Source organism: Bradyrhizobium sp. (assembly GCF_030697065.1).
GTDB lineage: Bacteria > Pseudomonadota > Alphaproteobacteria > Rhizobiales > Xanthobacteraceae > Bradyrhizobium.
This window is the reverse complement of sequence record NZ_JAUYQU010000108.1, coordinates 31,449-47,879: the sequence shown is the minus strand read 5'-3', so window position 1 is coordinate 47,879 and position 16,431 is coordinate 31,449. Positions and strand designations below refer to the sequence as shown.

11 protein-coding genes are annotated in these 16,431 nt (G+C 66.4%); 5 read left to right on the top strand and 6 right to left on the bottom strand.

The annotated features are described in order from the left end of the window. Positions 1–75 precede the first annotated feature (75 nt). Together Q8R73_RS08525 and Q8R73_RS08520 are read left to right on the top strand one after the other, a co-directional pair. Positions 76–531 carry a thioesterase family protein gene (locus Q8R73_RS08525; protein ID WP_305320549.1) on the top strand — a complete coding sequence of 152 codons (456 nt, stop codon included), beginning with the start codon at positions 76–78 and terminating at the stop codon, positions 529–531. Then, positions 501–1,625, top strand: coding sequence for a S9 family peptidase (locus Q8R73_RS08520; protein WP_305719103.1), 1,125 nt, complete (start codon positions 501–503; stop codon positions 1,623–1,625). Before Q8R73_RS08525 ends, Q8R73_RS08520 begins: the two co-directional genes overlap by 31 nt. A 34-nt stretch (positions 1,626–1,659) precedes the next feature. Here the strand turns inward: Q8R73_RS08520 and Q8R73_RS08515 are convergent, their stop codons facing one another. Beyond that, positions 1,660–2,595, bottom strand: coding sequence for a LysR family transcriptional regulator (locus Q8R73_RS08515; protein WP_305719102.1), 936 nt, complete (start codon positions 2,593–2,595; stop codon positions 1,660–1,662). A 318-nt stretch (positions 2,596–2,913) separates the two neighbouring features. On the opposite strand from Q8R73_RS08515, the gene Q8R73_RS08510 reads away from it, so the two are divergent. Continuing rightward, a complete protein-coding gene (locus tag Q8R73_RS08510; protein ID WP_305719101.1) occupies positions 2,914–5,946 on the top strand; it encodes an autotransporter domain-containing protein in 3,033 nt (1,010 codons plus the stop codon). A gap of 12 nt (positions 5,947–5,958) precedes the next feature. Beyond that, positions 5,959–6,258, top strand: a complete 300-nt coding sequence (locus Q8R73_RS08505) for a hypothetical protein (RefSeq protein ID WP_305719100.1) — start codon at positions 5,959–5,961, stop codon at positions 6,256–6,258. Here Q8R73_RS08505 and Q8R73_RS08500 read toward each other — a convergent pair. Both Q8R73_RS08500 and Q8R73_RS08495 read right to left on the bottom strand, forming a co-directional pair. Then, positions 6,249–6,569 (bottom strand): 2Fe-2S iron-sulfur cluster-binding protein, encoded by a 321-nt coding sequence (locus tag Q8R73_RS08500; protein WP_304742209.1) that lies wholly within the window; start codon positions 6,567–6,569, stop codon positions 6,249–6,251. The genes Q8R73_RS08505 and Q8R73_RS08500 overlap by 10 nt on opposite strands. 128 nt (positions 6,570–6,697) lie before the next feature. Next, complete coding sequence (locus tag Q8R73_RS08495; protein WP_305719099.1) at positions 6,698–7,075, bottom strand: Hpt domain-containing protein; 378 nt, start codon at positions 7,073–7,075, stop codon at positions 6,698–6,700. A gap of 396 nt (positions 7,076–7,471) precedes the next feature. Between Q8R73_RS08495 and Q8R73_RS08490 the strand changes: the two genes are divergently transcribed. Then, positions 7,472–13,237, top strand: coding sequence for a negative regulator of septation ring formation (locus Q8R73_RS08490; RefSeq protein ID WP_305719098.1), 5,766 nt, complete (start codon positions 7,472–7,474; stop codon positions 13,235–13,237). A 210-nt stretch (positions 13,238–13,447) separates the two neighbouring features. Here Q8R73_RS08490 and Q8R73_RS08485 read toward each other — a convergent pair whose 3' ends face one another. From Q8R73_RS08485 to Q8R73_RS08475, 3 genes are all read right to left on the bottom strand, one after another. After that, on the bottom strand, positions 13,448–14,329 hold the full coding sequence (locus Q8R73_RS08485) for an MlaD family protein (RefSeq protein WP_305719097.1): 882 nt from the start codon (positions 14,327–14,329) through the stop codon (positions 13,448–13,450). Between the two features lie 116 nt (positions 14,330–14,445). Beyond that, positions 14,446–15,216: an ABC transporter ATP-binding protein gene (locus tag Q8R73_RS08480; protein ID WP_305719096.1), complete on the bottom strand. Its 771-nt coding sequence runs from the start codon at positions 15,214–15,216 to the stop codon at positions 14,446–14,448. 2 nt (positions 15,217–15,218) lie between these two features. Continuing rightward, positions 15,219–16,352, bottom strand: coding sequence for an ABC transporter permease (locus tag Q8R73_RS08475; protein WP_305719095.1), 1,134 nt, complete (start codon positions 16,350–16,352; stop codon positions 15,219–15,221). Positions 16,353–16,431 lie beyond the last annotated feature (79 nt).

The following is a 16,431-nucleotide window of genomic DNA, read 5'->3' as shown; positions in this document are numbered from 1 at the left end:
AGGGCTGCCCGGCAACCCCTTGCCGGACCTGCATAACTGGGCTGTATGGGCGCGGAATGTCAGGAGATTGCCGCCGTGAATGCCCCTGCTCGCCTCGATTCGACGCCCCGCCTGGAGGATTTTCCCTACCGGCTGACCGACAATGTGCGGTTCGCCGACCTCGATCCCAACCAGCACGTCAACAACGCGGTGTACGCGACCTATTTCGAAACCGGGCGGGTCACGCTGATGAAGGACCGCAGTTACGGCCTGATGCCATCAGGCGTCACCTGGATCATGGTCCGGCTCGACATGCATTTCCGCGCCGAACTGCGCTGGCCGGGCACCATCGAGATGGGACTCGGCGTGGTGAAATTCGGCCGCACCTCGGTGACGTTCGATCAGGTGGTATTTTCCGATAGTATCTGCGTCGCCTCGGCACGATCGGTATCGGTGCTGCTGGACGAAGCCACGCGCAAGCCGACGCCGCTGACGGAAGATATCCTGGCGAAATTCCAGCCGTGGCTGCACCGAAACTTCGACGGAAAATGATGCGCATCGCGCTGGCACTGGTGGTCCTGCTCACGGCGGCGCCGGCCGCGGCCGATCAATTCCATCGCGAAAATCTGCGGATACCGTCGGCGGCCGCCGGCCCCCGCGGGCTGGAAGCCATGCTGATCCGGCCGGCCGGCACCAAGCGCTATCCGCTGGCCCTTCTCAGCCACGGAGCGCCGCGCGATGCCGCGGCCCGCGGGCGCATGACACCCAACGGCCTCTATGCGCAGGCCACGGAATTCGCCCGCCGCGGCTTTGCCGCGGTCGTGGTGATGCGCCGCGGCTACGGCGATTCCGGCGGCAGCTACGCCGAAAGCAACGGTCCCTGCACCCGCCGCGACTATCTCGCCTCGGCGAGCGCTTCGGCCGCCGATTTGCGCGCCGCCGTCGATGCGCTCGGCCGGCGCGCCGATGTCGCCACGCAGGACATGGTCGCCGTCGGCATTTCCGCCGGCGGATATGCCAGCATCGCGCTGTCGGCCGATCCGCCGCCGGGCCTCGCCGCCGTGATCAATTTCGCCGGCGGCCGCGGCTCGCGCGCCGACGACGATGTGTGCGACGCGGACGCGCTGGTCCGCGCTTTCGCAGCCCTGGGCAAGACATCGCGAACGCCGATGCTGTGGGTCTATGCCCGCAATGACAGGTTTTTCGGACCGGAACTGGCGCGCCGGATGCACGCCGCCTTCACCGCCGCCGGCGGAAGCGCCCGGTTGATCGACGCGCCGGCCTTCGGCCGCGACGGCCACGCGCTGTTCTCCGCGGCCGGAGCGTCGATCTGGACCCCGATGGTCGATGCGTTCCTGCGCGAGATGAATCTCGGCACGCGCGACCTGATCGCCGCGCCGGCTCCCGCGGCGCTGCCGCCGCCCCGGCAGTTCGGCGAAAAAGGCCGCGCGGGTTTTGCCGCCTACCTCGCCAGCGGCCCACACAAGGCCTTTGCAGTATCGCCGAAGGGCCAATACGCGTTCCGCGCCGGATTGCGGACGCCGGCCCAGGCCGAGGCGGCGGCCCTTGCCGAATGCGCCAAGCATGCGCCGGACTGTGCGCTGTATGCGACGGGCGACGAATTGGCCGGTCCGGGCGGCCGGTGACGCTTCCAGCGGGGTGTCGCCACGCGCGGCGATGTCACCCGGCTTCGCTGCCGGACCCGTCCGTTTGCAATTGCCGCATCAGCGTCTCGCGCAGCCATCGATGGCCGGGATCGTCGTTGCTGTTCTCGTGCCAGATCATGTGGAAATGCTGTTCGGAGACCGGCATCGGCGGCTCGTGCAAACCGAGGCCGAAGATCGGGGCCATCTGCTCGGCAAAGCGGCGCGGCACCACCGCCACGAGATCGGTGGCGGCCACCATCGCGGGCATCGACCACACCTTGTTGACGAGGTAGGCGATCCGCCGGTTGCCGCCGCGGGTGATGATGTCGCGATCGACCGTGGCGTGGTTGCGCAACTCCCCGATCAGCGCGATATGGCCGAGCGTCATGAAGGTCTTCAGGTCGAGCGTCCTGCCGATGCCCGGATGGTCGTTGCGGGCAATGACGACATACTCGCATGGGCAGATCGTCGTCATCACCAGACCCGGCGCACTGACCGGAAACGTGTAGCAGGCGAGATCCAGCGTTCCCGCGATGATGTCGCCGGCGACGTTGGTGTTCCATGGCGGCCGCGACTCGATCGTGACCAGCGGCGCATGGCAGGCGATCTCGCGCAGCAGCGGCGCCATCAGCAGCGGCTCCAGCGGGTCCACCATCACGATGCGGAAGTGCCGCTTGTAGGAAACGAGGTCGAGGGCGCGGTCGCCGTCGAACTGCTGCCGGATCAGCCGCAGCGCCTCGCGTACCGGCTCGATCATCTGCTGCGAGCGGTTGGTCGGCTTGACGCCGCGGCCGGCGCGCACGAACAGCGGATCGTCGAAATGCTCGCGCAGCCGCGTCAGGGCGTTGGAGACGGCGGGCTGGCTCAGCGCCAGTTGCCGGGCGGCGTGGCTGATATTGCCGGTGGCGAACACGGCGTCGAACACGATCAGCAGGTTGAGATCGACGTTCCGCAGGTTGATATTCGCCATCGCCGTCCGCACCCCCAAGATAATCATTCGCGCGGGTGATACATAGGTCGTCCTGTCGGCCGCTGTCCAAGATAAAAGCCGCGGGCCGCGGAACAAATGCGTGGTGTCCGCCCGTACCGCGAAACATTCGCGGGCGTTATGGATGGCATTCAGAGACTCAATTTTTCGTCGTCCCGCATCGCACCTATTGTCCCGGCCGGGACTGGGATCGTGCGCGTGACGGCATCGCCGTCGACACGCACCCCTGAAAGCCAATGCGGAAATACGAACCGGCCGGCGCGCCGTCGTGCGCCGGAACGGCACGGTTATGGGGACGTCATGATGATTACAAAGCCGCCATTCGTTGGCGCCGTTGGCCGGCGCCTGGGGGCGCTCGGTCGCCGCCTGCTGGTATCCACCACGGTGCTGACGCCCGCCGCGCTGTTGCTGGCCGCGCCGGCCCAGGCGGACGACTACGTCTGGGTCGGCGGTTCGGGCGCGGACTACGCCGCGCCGGCCAACTGGAATTTGAACACGGCGTTTCCGGGCAATCTCGCCGCCGACACCGCAACCTTCGGGAATACAGCGGCCGCATCGGAAACCGTCACCCTCGCCGGCCCCGCGACGCTGGCAGGCTGGACATTCAACACCACCGCGGCGACCGCTTATACCGTCGATGGCGGCCAGACCGTGACGCTGTCGGGAGGCATTCTGAACACCTCGACGGGCGGTACCCATACCATCGCCAACGCCATTGCGGGCGCCGGCGGCATCGTCCAGAACGGCGCCGGCTCGACTCTGGTTCTGTCCGGCGCCAACAGCTATACCGGCGCGACCACGGTGTCCGCCGGCACGCTCGAAGTTAGCGCCAACGACGTGCTCGGCAGTTCCACCGCGCTGAGCATCGCGGCAGGTGCGACGTTCGATATCGGCACTACCCAGCAAACCGTCGCGTCGCTGAGCGGGGCGGGCACGCTGCATTCCGGTAGCAGTTCCGCGCGCTTGACGTTCGGCGCCGACAATTCCTCGACGGCCTTTTCGGGAAACGTCACCAACGCCTGGATCGGATTTGAGAAATACGGCAACGGTACCTTCACCTTCAGCGGCACCACCTGGCCGGGCGGCGGCACGTTCACAATCCATGAAGGGACGGTCGCGCTGACCGGCGGCGCCGACACGACCAATACGTTCTTCAACATGCAGAATAATACCACGCTGGACATCGCCGGAACCGTCAACGGCGCATCGGTCGGCTTTCTTTCCGGCGCGACCGGGACGGCGGTGCATCTCGGCAACAGGACGCTGACGATCGAGCATGATTCCCTTCGAATCAGCACCTACATGAACGGCGTCATCGACGGCAGCGGCGGCCTGACGCTCGGTCAGAATTCCTTTCTGAGGTTGACGAACGACAACCTTTATACCGGCGCCACCACGCTCACCGGCACCAACGCGGAACTGGAACTTCGAAGCGCACAAGCGATCGCCGCATCCAGCGAACTGAATATCGCGGCCAGCGGCGCCACCGTAAACGTTGGCTTCGCGGGAACGGACGTCTCGATCCGGTCGCTCCGGGGCATCGCGGGCGGCGTCCTCCGCGTCGGAGACGAAAATCTGGTCATCACCCATGCAGCAGGGGATTTCGCCGGCGTGATCGAGCGGAATTTTGGCAAGACCGGAGGGCTCGTGCTGGCCGGCGGGCACCAGACCCTGTCGGGCATCAACACCTATACCGGCGCCACCACGGTCAACGGCGGCACGCTGAGCGTAAACGGCTCGATTGCGACGTCCGCGCTGACCACGGTCAATGCCGGCGGCACGCTCGGCGGCAACGGCACCGTCGGCAACACCGCGATATCAGGCGGCGCGCTGGCGCCCGGCAATTCGATCGGCACCTTGGCGGTGAACGGTAATCTCAGTTTCACCGCTGCCTCCTCGTACATGATCGAGGTGTCGCCGGCGAATGCCGACCGCACCAACGTCACCGGCAGCGCGACGCTGGGAGGCGCGACCGTCAATGCCAGCTTTGCGCCGGGTAGCTTCGTGGCCAGGCAGTACACCATCCTCAATGCCGCCGGCGGCCTTGGCGGCAGCACTTTCGGCGCCGTCGTCAACAACAACCTGCCTTCCAGCGTGACCTCGAGCCTGAGCTACGACGCCAACAACGTCTATCTCGATCTCGCGCTCAACTTCGCGATTCCCGGTGGCCTCCACGGCAACCAGGCCAATGCCGGCCATGCGCTGACCAACTTCTTCGATGCCACGGGCGGCATTCCGCTGGCGTTCGCCGCGTTGACGCCGGCAGGACTGAGCCAGGTCTCCGGCGAGACCGCTGTTGGCAGCCAGCAGACCGCTCTCGATGCGATGAATTTGTTCATGGGCGTGATGACCGATCCGTTCCTCGGCGGGCGCGGCGACATACCGGCGGCGCCGGGCGCCGCGCAATTCACCGAGGCGGGCATGGGCCGGGGCCCGGGACGCGACGCCTATGCCATGAGCACCAAGGCTGGCGCGGCGCCGGCCGCCTTCGCCCCGCGCTGGAGCGTCTGGGCCGCGGGATATGGCGGGTCGCAGACCACCGACGGCAACGCCACGCCCGGCACCGGCACCGCGAGCAGCCGCATCTACGGCACCGCCGTCGGCGCCGACTACCGCTTCTCGCCGGACACGCTGGCGGGTTTTGCGCTGGCCGGCGGCGGCACCAGCTTCAGCGTCAACGGCTTTGGTGGCGGCCGTTCCGACCTGTTCCAGGCCGGCGCTTTCCTTCGCCACACCGTCGGCCCGGCCTATCTTTCAGCCGCGCTGGCCTATGGCTGGCAGGACATCACCACCGATCGAACCGTCACCGTCGCCGGCGTCGACCGGCTGCGCGCCCAGTTCAACGCCAGCGCATTCTCCGGCCGCGCCGAGGCCGGTTACCGCTTCGCGACGGCACTGGTCGGCCTCACGCCCTACGCCGCGGGAAAGTTCACGGCCTTCGAATTGCCGGCCTATGCGGAAAGCGTGGTGTCCGGCGCCAACACCTTTGCGCTGGCCTATGGGAGCAAGGCCGTTACGGCGTCACGCAGCGAACTCGGCCTGCGCACCGACAAATCCTTCGCCATGCCGGGCGCGGTGCTGACGCTGCGCGGCCGTGCTGCCTGGGCCCATGATTTCGACACCGACCGCAGCGTCGCCGCGACGTTCCAGACGCTGCCGGGCGCTAGCTTCGTGGTGAACGGCGCGGCGCAGCCGCGCGACAAGGCGCTGACCACCGCTGCAGCCGAAGTCAAATGGATGTCGGGCTTCTCGCTCGCCGCCAATTTCGAAGGCGAGTTTTCTCCCGGCGCCCGCAGTTACGCCGGCAAGGGCATCGCCCGATACAACTGGTAAGCCGGCGCTGCGATGAACAAGGCTGAGCATCAGAGCGCTGGCCGGCGGGAGGTCAGAGGCTATCCGAAGCGCACCATAGCGAACGAGGTGAAAGGCAGGGCGATCTCGTCCGAAGAGCTGCTGGTTGCGGCGATCCTGCTGAGCGCAGCACTCATGCTGGTCACCTTCCTCGCGCCGGTCGCAAAGCGGTTCCTTGTGCCGGGCGAGGGCAGCAGCACCTTCTCGAAACATGGGGCGACCGCCACATGGGGGAAGCGCTCCGCTCCCCCAGCCTCAGGTCGCTCCATCGATCGTGAACCTGATCAGGCCTGACGCTCCGGCGTCGACACGATCAGGCCGTCGAGTTCGTCGCTGACCTTGATCTGGCACGACAGCCGCGAATTCGGCCGCACGTCGAAGCCGAAATCCAGCATGTCCTCTTCCATCGGGGTCGGGGCGCCGACCTTCTCGCGCCAGGCTTCATCGACATAGACATGGCAGGTCGCGCAGGCGCAGGCCCCGCCGCACTCGGCCTCGATCCCGGGGATGGCGTTGCGGATCGCCGCTTCCATCACGGTCGCGCCGTTTTCGACATCAATGATGCGGGTTTCGCCGTTATGGTCGACAAAGTGAATCTTGGCCATGATTGCTCGTTACTGCCGGGATGAAGAGAGGTCCGGGCAGTCCTATAACCGCTCGATCCGCTCCGCGCCAGCGGCCGGGGCGAAAACCTGCCGCGCGTCCGCGCGGGTGCCGTCTGACGGCGGCGGTATCAGGATCGATGCAGGATCGTGTCGATGTCGGCGCGCGCTTCGGCCACGGCATCCCTCAGTCCGGCAAGCGACAGTGCCGGATCCTCGCCGTTCTGAATCGCGGCTTCCAGCCGCTCGGCGGCGCCGGCAACGGCGAAGGCACCGATTGCGCGCGCCGATCCCTTCAGTGTATGGGCCAGCGCGCCGGCTTCCGGAGGCAACGTGGCAAGCGCGCCGATCAGGCCGACGGTCTGGGCCGCGAACATCGCCAGCACCTCGCGTTCCAGGCCGGCATCGCCGAGCGTCATGCGCCGGAGGTGTGCGAGATCGATCGGACCGTCATCGGGAGCGAGCGGCGGCGATGGCATCCAGGCAACCTGTTCCAGATGAAGCGGCATGGCGATAGTCCAAATCTCCCGGCGAACGGCCCCGGGGCAGCGACGATCCCGCCAGCCAAACACGAAAATGGTTAATGGAACGTTTGGCGTACCTGCCGCAAGTTCGCCTTGTTTTCGACGAACCGTCGCCCCAATCGACGTCTCGATCCGGGAATTTTGTGTGCCCTTAAGGCGTTACGCGCCCCTGCTGTTAACGATGATTAAGATTGTATTAATCGCGGCCATTTCATTCGCGCGTCTCAGCCAATAGGATGTTTCCGGATGGTGGCGGAGAAGGCGAGCAGTGGGCGCGCCTTGGCTCCGCACGGGGAACGACACCGGTCTGGGGCTTGCGAGCGATTTTCCAGCAAGCCTCGCCCGGACGCGTAAAAAGTAAATCGAGGGCTCAGACTGAACATGGCGAACAATCCCAAAAAGGTCAAAGACCCCACCGAAGTCGCGCTTTCTGCCATTCAGGAAGCCCTCAACATCAGTGACGCGCCGATGGCCGACCACTCCCGCGGTTCGGTCCGCAGCGATGCGCCGTCTTCCAGTGCATCCTCACCGTCATACGATGACAGTTTCGACACCCGGCCGAGCGTCGACCGCCAGATATTCGAACCCATCGAGGAGCCGCGCTCCGCCCGCCGTGCCGCCAACGACGACCGCGAAACCATCGGCCAGATCCTGCAGGCAATCCAGAAGGGCCGGCCCGCCCGCAACGTCTACACGCTCGCCACGCTGTTTGCCGGCGTCTGGATTATCGGCTGCGCCCTGCTGACCTTCAGCTTCCTGCCTGCGCTGCAGGCTTCGATCGGCCAGGGCCCCGGCGGCACGCTGGTGCTGGCCGGCCTTGCCGCCTTGTTCTTTGCGCCGGTGCTGCTGTTCTACTTCCTGGCGAGCCTTGCCTGGCGCGGCCAGGAACTGCGCATGATCGCGCAGTCGATGGCGCAGGTCGCGATCCGCTTTTCGGAGCCCGAAGGGGCAGCCTCCGACTCCATGGTCACCGTCGGCCAGGCGATCCGCCGCGAAGTCGCCGCCATGGGCGACGGCGTCGAGCGCGCGATCGCGCGCGCCGGCGAACTCGAAACCCTGGTCGCCAACGAGGTTTCGGCGCTGGAACGCGCTTACAGCGACAACGAAGTGCGCATCCGCGCGCTGCTGCAGGATATCGCCCACCAGCGCGACAATCTGGTCGGACAGGCCGAGCAGGTCCGCAGCGCCATCTCCGGCGTGCAGATCGACCTGCGCCACGACATCGCGCTGATCTCGGACGCGATCGCATCGCGCGTCGATGAAGTCGCCAAGAGCATCACCGGCGCGCTGGAAGAACGCGGCGCGCATATCACCGGCGCGCTAAGCCACGCCGGCGACAACATGATCCTCGCGCTCGGCGAGCGCGGCGGCGACCTGCTCGACCGGCTCGAGGAAGCCAGCGCCGAGACCACGCGCGCCGTGCTCGACGCCAGCGAACGCCTCACCACCAGCCTCAATTTCAAGACCGGCCACGTGCATGACGAGTTCGTCGATCTCGCCGACCGCGTCCACGAGATGCTGAACGAGCGCATCGACCGCATCACCAGCGAGTTCGAGCAGCGCTCTTCAACCATCGTCGACGGCATTTCCGAGCGCACCGAGCAGGTCCACGACTCGCTGAAGAATTCCAGCGACTCCCTGCTGCTGGAACTCGAACTGCGCAGCGGCGATCTCGTCAACAAGATCGACGACGCCGGCAACCGGCTGGCGTCCCAGATCCTCACCTCCGGCGACAAGGCCAGCGATGCGCTCGACGTCACCGTGAACTCGCTGGTGGCCAAGGTCGTCAGCCAGACCGAAACCGCGCACGACACCCTCTCCTTGCAGATGAGCGCGTTCGACGAACTGGTGCGGAACCAGGGCGGCGAACTGGCGGAGAAATTCGCGCGCGACTCGGGCACGCTCGGCGCGCTGATCACCCGCCACATCTCGGAATTCGACCGCACCGTCAAAACCTTCGGCGGCGAGATCGTCGACCGCATGGGCCAGCGCACGCAGGACATCTCGGATACGCTGAAGACCTATGTCGACACCTTCGACACACGCCTCAGCAGCAATGGCGGCGACATCACCGCTTCGCTGGACCAGCGCCTGGTGCAGTTCGAGACCACGCTGGGCAGCCGCGTCGCCCATCTGGACACCTCGCTCGACGGCAAGATCGCATCCTTCGACTCCTCGATCGAAGGCAGGATCAGGTCGTTCGACGAATCGATCGACGGCCGCCTCAAATCGCTCGAACAGAATTTCGATACCCGCGCGAAGTCGGTCACCGAGACCATCGACAATCGCCTCGGTACGCTGGCCTCGTCGCTGACCGACGGAGCTTCGCAGGCCGTCAACGTGCTGGACTCCCGCCTGACCCATCTCACGACGTCGCTGACCGACGGCACCGCGCAGGCGATCCAATCGATTGACGCGCGCCTGACCTATCTGACCACGTCGCTGACGTCGGGGGCAGCCCAGGCGGTAGAAGCCGTCGAGCAGCGCATCACCAATGCGACGCAGACGATCGATGGACGCAGCGCCCACCTGACCGAAACCATCACGGCCCGGTTCCAGGAAATCCATCTGGGCATCGAAAACCGGGTCGGCGCGGTTGCCTCCGACATCGATATGCGCGTCGCGCAGTTCGAGGACCTGCTGGGTTCGCGCATCGAAGCCGTGGCAGGCCGCATCGAGAGCAGCGGTCGGCAGGCCAGCGAGGGCCTGATGGCCCGCGCCGAGGAATTGTCGTCCGGAATCCGGTCCCACGTCGAGGACGCGGAACGGTCGCTGACCAACCTCGTGGTCAATACCAGCGAGACCATTCAAACCGGCGCCCGCGCCGCGCAGCAATCGCTGCTCACGGTCTCGAGCGACGTCGGCGCGCAGCTCAAGCTGACCTCGGGAGAAGTCGAGCGTGCCCTCACCGCTGTCGGCACCGGCGCGGCAAACTCGATCCTGACCAGCGCCCGCAATGCGCAGACCACTCTGGTATCGGCTTCCACCGAGGCCGCCGGCCAGATCAAGTCGCTGTCCGCCGACGTCGAGCGCACGCTCTCCGCCGCGGGCTCGGCAACCGCAAGTTCGATCGTCGCAGGCGCCCGCGAGGCGCAGACCACGCTGGTCGCGGCTTCCGCGGACGCAGCCAGCCAGGTCAAGTCGCTGGCCGCCGACGTCGAGCGCTCGCTCTCGATGGCCGGGACTTCAACCGCCGAAGCCATCACAGTCGGTGCCCGCGAGGCACAAAGCACGCTGGTCGCGGCTTCCACCGATGCAGCGAACCAGGTCAAGTCACTGGCCGCCGACGTCGAGCGCACACTCTCGATGGCCGGAACTTCCACCGCCGAAGCCATTACTGCCGGCGCACGCGAGGCGCAGAACACGCTGGTCGCGGCTTCCACCGATGCGGCGAACCAGGTCAAATCGCTGGCCGCCGACGTCGAACGCTCGCTCCTGACGGTCGGAAATTCCACGGCCGAAGCCATCACCGCCGGCGCCCGCGAAGCCCAGAGCACGCTGGTCACCGCTTCGATGGATGTCACCAACCAGGTGAGGTCGCTGGCCGCCGATGTCGAGCGTTCGCTGTCGATCGCCGGCACCTCAACCGCCGAGGCGGTCACCGCCGGCGCGCGTGAAGCCCAGACCACGCTGATCAACGCGTCCTCGGACGCTGCCAGCCAGGTCAAGTCGCTGGCTACCGATATCCAGCGTTCGCTGTCGATGGCCGGCACCTCCACCGCCGAGACGCTCACCATGGCCGGCGCCTCGACCGCCGAAGCGCTCACATCGGGGGCGCGCGAAGCACAGAACGCGCTGGTGAGCGCGTCCGCGGAAGCGGCGAGCCAGGTCAAGTCGCTGGCAGCGGATATCCAGCGTTCGCTGTCCCACGCCGGCTCCACCACGTCCGAAGCGCTCACCTCGGGCGCCCGCGAGGCCCAGAACACGCTGGTCGCCGCCTCGTCGGACGCTGCCAACCACGTCAAGTCGCTCGCGATCGATGTGGAACGCACCTTGTCGGCAGTCGGCGCCGACACCGCAGCTTCGATCCTCGCCAGCGCCCGCGAGGCGCAAAGCTCGCTGACGGCGACTTCCGCCGACGCAGCCGTCCAGATCAAGGCGATCGCGACCGACATCGAGCGTTCGCTCGGTGCGGTCACCGCCAACACCACCGACAATATCCAGACCAGCGCGCTCAACGCGCAGAGCGCATTGGTGGCCGCGTCGAACGAAGTCTCCTCCAAGGTCAAGTCGACCTCGGCTGAAGTCGAGCGCACGGTGCTCGCCGCCAGCGGCTCGTTCGGCTCCACCATGACCGGCAAGACCGACGAAATCGTCACCTACGTGCAGCAGCAGACCGACCGCCTGTCGCAATTGATCGACGGCAAGCGCGGCACGCTGGTCGAGGCGATCGGCTCCAAGACCAGCCAGCTCCAGATCGACATCGATCGCGTCACCACCGATGCGCTGAAATCGATCGAGACCAGGGGCCAGGCGTTCTCGCAGGCGATGATGACCAACGGCTCCGACGTCGCGCGGACCATTACCTCCGCCGGCGAACTCGCCAGCGGCGCGGTAGCCCAGTCACTGAAGGAGCTCGAGCAGTCCTCGCGCGCGGCGATCGACCAGTCGCGTCAGGTATCGATCGCGGCCGTCACCGAAATGCAGGAGACCAGCAAGATCCTGCGCACCGATACGGTCGCCCTGTTCGAGCGGCTGCGTGAAGGCAACATCCTGCTGCAGGAAGTGCTGACCGGCGCGCATGACAACCTCAACTCGCTGGAGCGCGCTCTGGTGACCCGCGTGGCCGACTTCGTGTCCGCCATGAACGACGTCACGTCCCGCAACGGCGTCGCCACCCAGACGCTGGAAGACCAGCTCGGCGTCTTCAACGTCAAGACCTCGAAGGCGCTGGAGGACCTCGGTTCGCTGTCCAGCCAGTTCGAACATCACGGCCAGGCGCTGGTCGAGGCCGCGGCGCTGGTCGAGCAGAGCAACCGCAGCACCACCGCCTCCGTCTCCGAACGCAAGGCGGCGCTGGAATCGCTGGTCACCACCATCGACCTGCGCACCGCCGATCTCGATCAGCGGCTGTCGCGCTTCACCAGCCTGCTGGATGAATCGCTGGCGGCCGCGGAAGAGCGCGCCCGCGATATCGCGCGCGTGGTCGCGGAGACCGCCGGCGCGGGCTCGGCCGCCATCAGTCATCAGTTCGAGGCGGTCAGGGCCACGGCCGAGGAAGAGCGCAGGCTGACGGCGGAAGCCATGAGCGAGCTCTATCAGCAGGGCACCCAGGAAGCCGACGCGATGTTCAAGCAGTCCGCGGACAAGTTCGCCAGCATGGTGGCGGGCATGAAGCAGATGGCGGCGGAAATGCACCACGAGCTCGAGGCCACCCGCAACGAGCTGCGCCGCGGCGTGCTGGAAATGCCGCAGGAGGCCGCCGAAAGCACCGCGCAGATGCGCAAGGTAATCGTCGACCAGATCGAGGCATTGGCCGAACTGAACCGGATCGTCGCCCATCACGGCCGCGGCCTCGACGTGGTCACCGCGGGCCGCGCCAGCGTGCAGCGCGAGGAAGAGCCGATGCTGGTCGCCGCCGGCGGCCAGTCGCGCCCCGCCCCGCGCATGGGCGGCAGCGCCGCATCGACCCTGCCGCCGCCGGACCTCGGCGGGCCGGCCCCGCGCCGTACCGAAGCGCCGCCGGTCAGCCCCGCCAGTTCCGACCAGGGCCGCGACGGCTGGCTGTCCGACCTGCTGAACCGCACCGATGCCGCCGGCCCGGCCCAGGCTCCGCGCCCCCGCGCGCCGCAGCAGGCGGCGGCAGGCGATAACCCGCTGGCGTCGCTGTCACTCGACATCGGTCGCCTGATGGACCGCAACCTTGCCGCCGAGATGTGGGATCGCTATCAGCGCGGCGAGAGCAAGGCCTTCACGAAGCGGCTCTACACGCCGGCCGGCCAGAAGGCCTTCGACGAGGTCGCCCGCAAATACCGCGCCGACCGCGCCTTCAAGCAGACGGTCGACCGCTACATCACCGAGTTCGAGCGCCTGCTCGACGAGGTCGCGCGCGACGAGCGCGGACCGGCGGTGCTGCGCGGCCACCTCACCTCGGAAACCGGGCTGGTCTACACCCTGCTCGCGCACGCGGCGGGACGGCTGGGATAAGCTTGCGAACAGCGAGCACGAATGAAAATGGAGGCCTCGCGGCCTCCATTTTGTTTTTGGCGAGGTTTGCGGCTGCGCAATACTCAACTCGCGACTGAATGAAAATTCCGATCAGTTTCTCGCTGTATCCGGAGGCAACGCCGCCATCATGAGCGACACCGCCAGGACGCGAGCCCTACGTGATGATCGCAGACGACAGGCCAAACTTGCTTACCGCGCCCTGCGAGGCCCAGGGGCCGCGGCGGGCGGTCTCGCCGCCGGCGGCGGCTCCGCCGGCGTACTCGAACTGCCGGCGCCGAACAGCAGCCGCGTCGGGTTGCGGTCGAGGTTGTTCACGGCCCGGCTGATGTCGCCGAGGGTCCTGCGGCCGTCGGCCATCAACAGGCCCGAGCGCTTGTCGAAGTCCTCGGCGAGGTCCTTGATCGCCTTCACCATCGCCGACAGTTCGCCGCCGGAATCGCCACCCGCGATGGTGTTCAAACCCAGCATCAGGCTGTCGGCCTTGCCCATCACGCCGTCGACCTTGAGCATGACGTTGTCGATTTTCTCCGAATTGCGCGCCAGCGCGCCGGTGAAGGTTTCCAGGTTGCGCAGCGAGTTTTTGACCGATTCCTGGTTATCGGAGACGATCCTGTTGACGTTCTGCAGGGTGGCGCGGATCGCCTCGGTGACGTCCTGCAGCGCGTTCGGATCGGCGGTCAGGACCGGGATGCCGTCCTCATCGAGCGGAACCGAGGGCGCCGCCTCCTCGCCGCCCTTCAGCGAGATCGCGGCAACGCCGGTGAGGCCTTGGAATTCGAGGCCGACCAGGGTGTCCTTGCGGATCGGCGCCTTGTTCTCGACCATCGCGAGTGCGACGACTCGACGCGGGTTATCCAGTTTGACGGAGATGACCTCGCCTATCCGGATACCGTTGAAATTGACGCTGCCGCCGTTGCGCAGGCCGGAGGCCGGGCCTTCGAACACGATGCGGATGGGGCTGCGCGCCTTGGTGGTGTGGAGGCTCTGAAACCACAGCACAAAGCCGACTGCCGCGGCAATTACCGCCAGGGTGAAGGCTCCGATCAGGACGTAGTTCGCCCGCGTTTCCATCAAGTAACTCCGTACCAGGCCCTGATCCAGCTTCGCCGCATCAGGGCCGTCGTTTGTCTAGTCGTTTGAGCACGATCCGTTCCGAAGACCGGGACCTACTCCTGGAGGATCATGCTCTAGCCCATGACGGCGCGGGCGCGCTTGCCGTGGAAATATTGCCTCAGCCAGGGATGTTGCGAGGCCTGCATGTCGGCAACCGATCCTGCCGCAATGATCTTACCGTTCCCTAACACCGCAATGCGGTCGCAGGCCGTATAAAGGCTGTCCAAATCATGGGTTACCATGAAAACAGTCAGGCCCAAAGTGCGCTGCAGGGTGCGGACCAGTTCGTCAAAATCGCCGGCGCCGATCGGATCGAGGCCGGAGGTCGGCTCATCGAGAAACACGAGCTCCGGATCTAGCGCCAGCGCGCGCGCCAGCGCCACGCGCTTGATCATGCCGCCGGACAGCTCCGAGGGGAACCGGTCGGCGACCTCGGGCTTGAGGCCGACCATGCCGAGCTTGGCGATGGTGATCTCGTCCATCAGCCGCTGCGAGAGGTTGAGATACTCGCGCACCGGAAACTGGATGTTCTGCCGCACCGTCAGCGAGGAGAACAAGGCTCCCTGCTGGAACAGCACACCCCAGCGGCGCTCGACGCCGCGCCGCGCCTTGGCATCGGCGCCGTCGAGATCGATGCCGAACACCTCGATGCTGCCCGAGAGCTTCGGGACGAGGCCGATGATGGTGCGGGTCAGCACCGATTTCCCGGCACCCGAGGGGCCGACAAAGCCCAGAATCTCGCCGCGCTTCACATCGAGGTTGAGTCCGTCAAGGATGCGATTCTTGCCGAACTGAACGGTGATGTCGCGCACCCGGATGATGTTGTCGGAAGGTTGCGGCGCCATCGTCACATTCCGATCGATGCGAAGAAGATCGCGAACACGCCGTCCATCACGATGACGAAGAAAATTCCCTTCACCACCGACGAGGTGGTGTGCTGGCCGAGCGATTCGGCGCTGCCCTGCACCGCGAGCCCCTCGACGCAGGCGACGATACCGATCACCGCCGCCATCACAGGCGCCTTGATCAGGCCCACGATGAAATGATTGATCGAAATGGCGTCGCGCAGGCGCAGCAGGAAAGCTTCCGGCTCGACCCCGCCATAGAGCCACGCCACCAGACCGCCGCCATACAAGGCGGCCATCGCGCCGAGGAAGGCGAGGATCGGCAGCGCCAGCACCAGCGCCAGCATTCGCGGCAGAATCAGGACCTCGATCGGATCGAACCCCATGGTGCGCAGGGCGTCGATCTCCTCGCGCATCTTCATCGAGCCGAGTTCGGCGGTGTAGGCGCTGCCGGAGCGGCCCGCCACCATGATCGCCACCAGCAGCACGCCGATTTCGCGCAGCACCAGCACGCCGAGCATATCGACCACGAAGATGTCGGCGCCGAACTGGCGGAAATGAAAGATGCCCTGCTGCGCGATGATGCAGCCGATCAGGAAGGTGATCAGCACCACGATCGGCACCGCACGCCAGCAGACCTGTTCGAGGTGGTGCACCGTCGAGGTCAGACGAAATCCCCTCGGCCGGATCAGCACCCGGCCGCTGGCCGCGAGCACCGCGCCCAGCATATCGATCAGGCTGACGAGGGTGACGCCGACGCCGGCCACGCTGCGGCCGATCTGTTCCAGCATCCCGGTGACCGACACCGCACTGCCGTCGAGTTCGGGATTGGCTTTCACCCGACGCACTTCGTCGACCAGGCTGGAATAATTGGCCGAGAGCCCGGCGATCTTCGCCTCCACCCCGCCCTGCGTCAGGCTGCGGCGAAGCCGCTCGATCAACCAGGCGCCGAAGGTGTCGAGCCTGGAGACCTGCGAGACGTCGATGAAGATGTTGGGCCGGCTGCCGGCCAGCTTCTCGGCGTCGGCGACGATCCGCTCCAGATCCGGCGCAAAGCGGGCGGTCCAGGAACCGGCGGCGCACAGCGCCAATCCATTGCCCTGGGCAATGCGCTCCAATGTCGGGTCGCCGCTCACGATACCACTACCTCAGCCTGATCGCCGCTCACCACGAAGGGAATATCCAACAGACCGCCGCCTTGTCGAACATGGCGCT

What these genes read in the sequence shown, in the direction of transcription:
- Q8R73_RS08485 (WP_305719097.1), bottom strand. Translation starts at nt 14,329, where the DNA reads ATGGAAACGCGGGCGAACTACGTCCTGATCGGAGCCTTCACCCTGGCG.
- Q8R73_RS08500 (WP_304742209.1), bottom strand. Translation starts at nt 6,569, where the DNA reads ATGGCCAAGATTCACTTTGTCGACCATAACGGCGAAACCCGCATCATT.
- Q8R73_RS08495 (WP_305719099.1), bottom strand. Translation starts at nt 7,075, where the DNA reads ATGCCGCTTCATCTGGAACAGGTTGCCTGGATGCCATCGCCGCCGCTC.
- Q8R73_RS08510 (WP_305719101.1), top strand. Translation starts at nt 2,914, where the DNA reads ATGATGATTACAAAGCCGCCATTCGTTGGCGCCGTTGGCCGGCGCCTG.
- Q8R73_RS08490 (WP_305719098.1), top strand. Translation starts at nt 7,472, where the DNA reads ATGGCGAACAATCCCAAAAAGGTCAAAGACCCCACCGAAGTCGCGCTT.
- Q8R73_RS08515 (WP_305719102.1), bottom strand. Translation starts at nt 2,595, where the DNA reads ATGGCGAATATCAACCTGCGGAACGTCGATCTCAACCTGCTGATCGTG.
- Q8R73_RS08505 (WP_305719100.1), top strand. Translation starts at nt 5,959, where the DNA reads ATGAACAAGGCTGAGCATCAGAGCGCTGGCCGGCGGGAGGTCAGAGGC.
- Q8R73_RS08480 (WP_305719096.1), bottom strand. Translation starts at nt 15,216, where the DNA reads ATGGCGCCGCAACCTTCCGACAACATCATCCGGGTGCGCGACATCACC.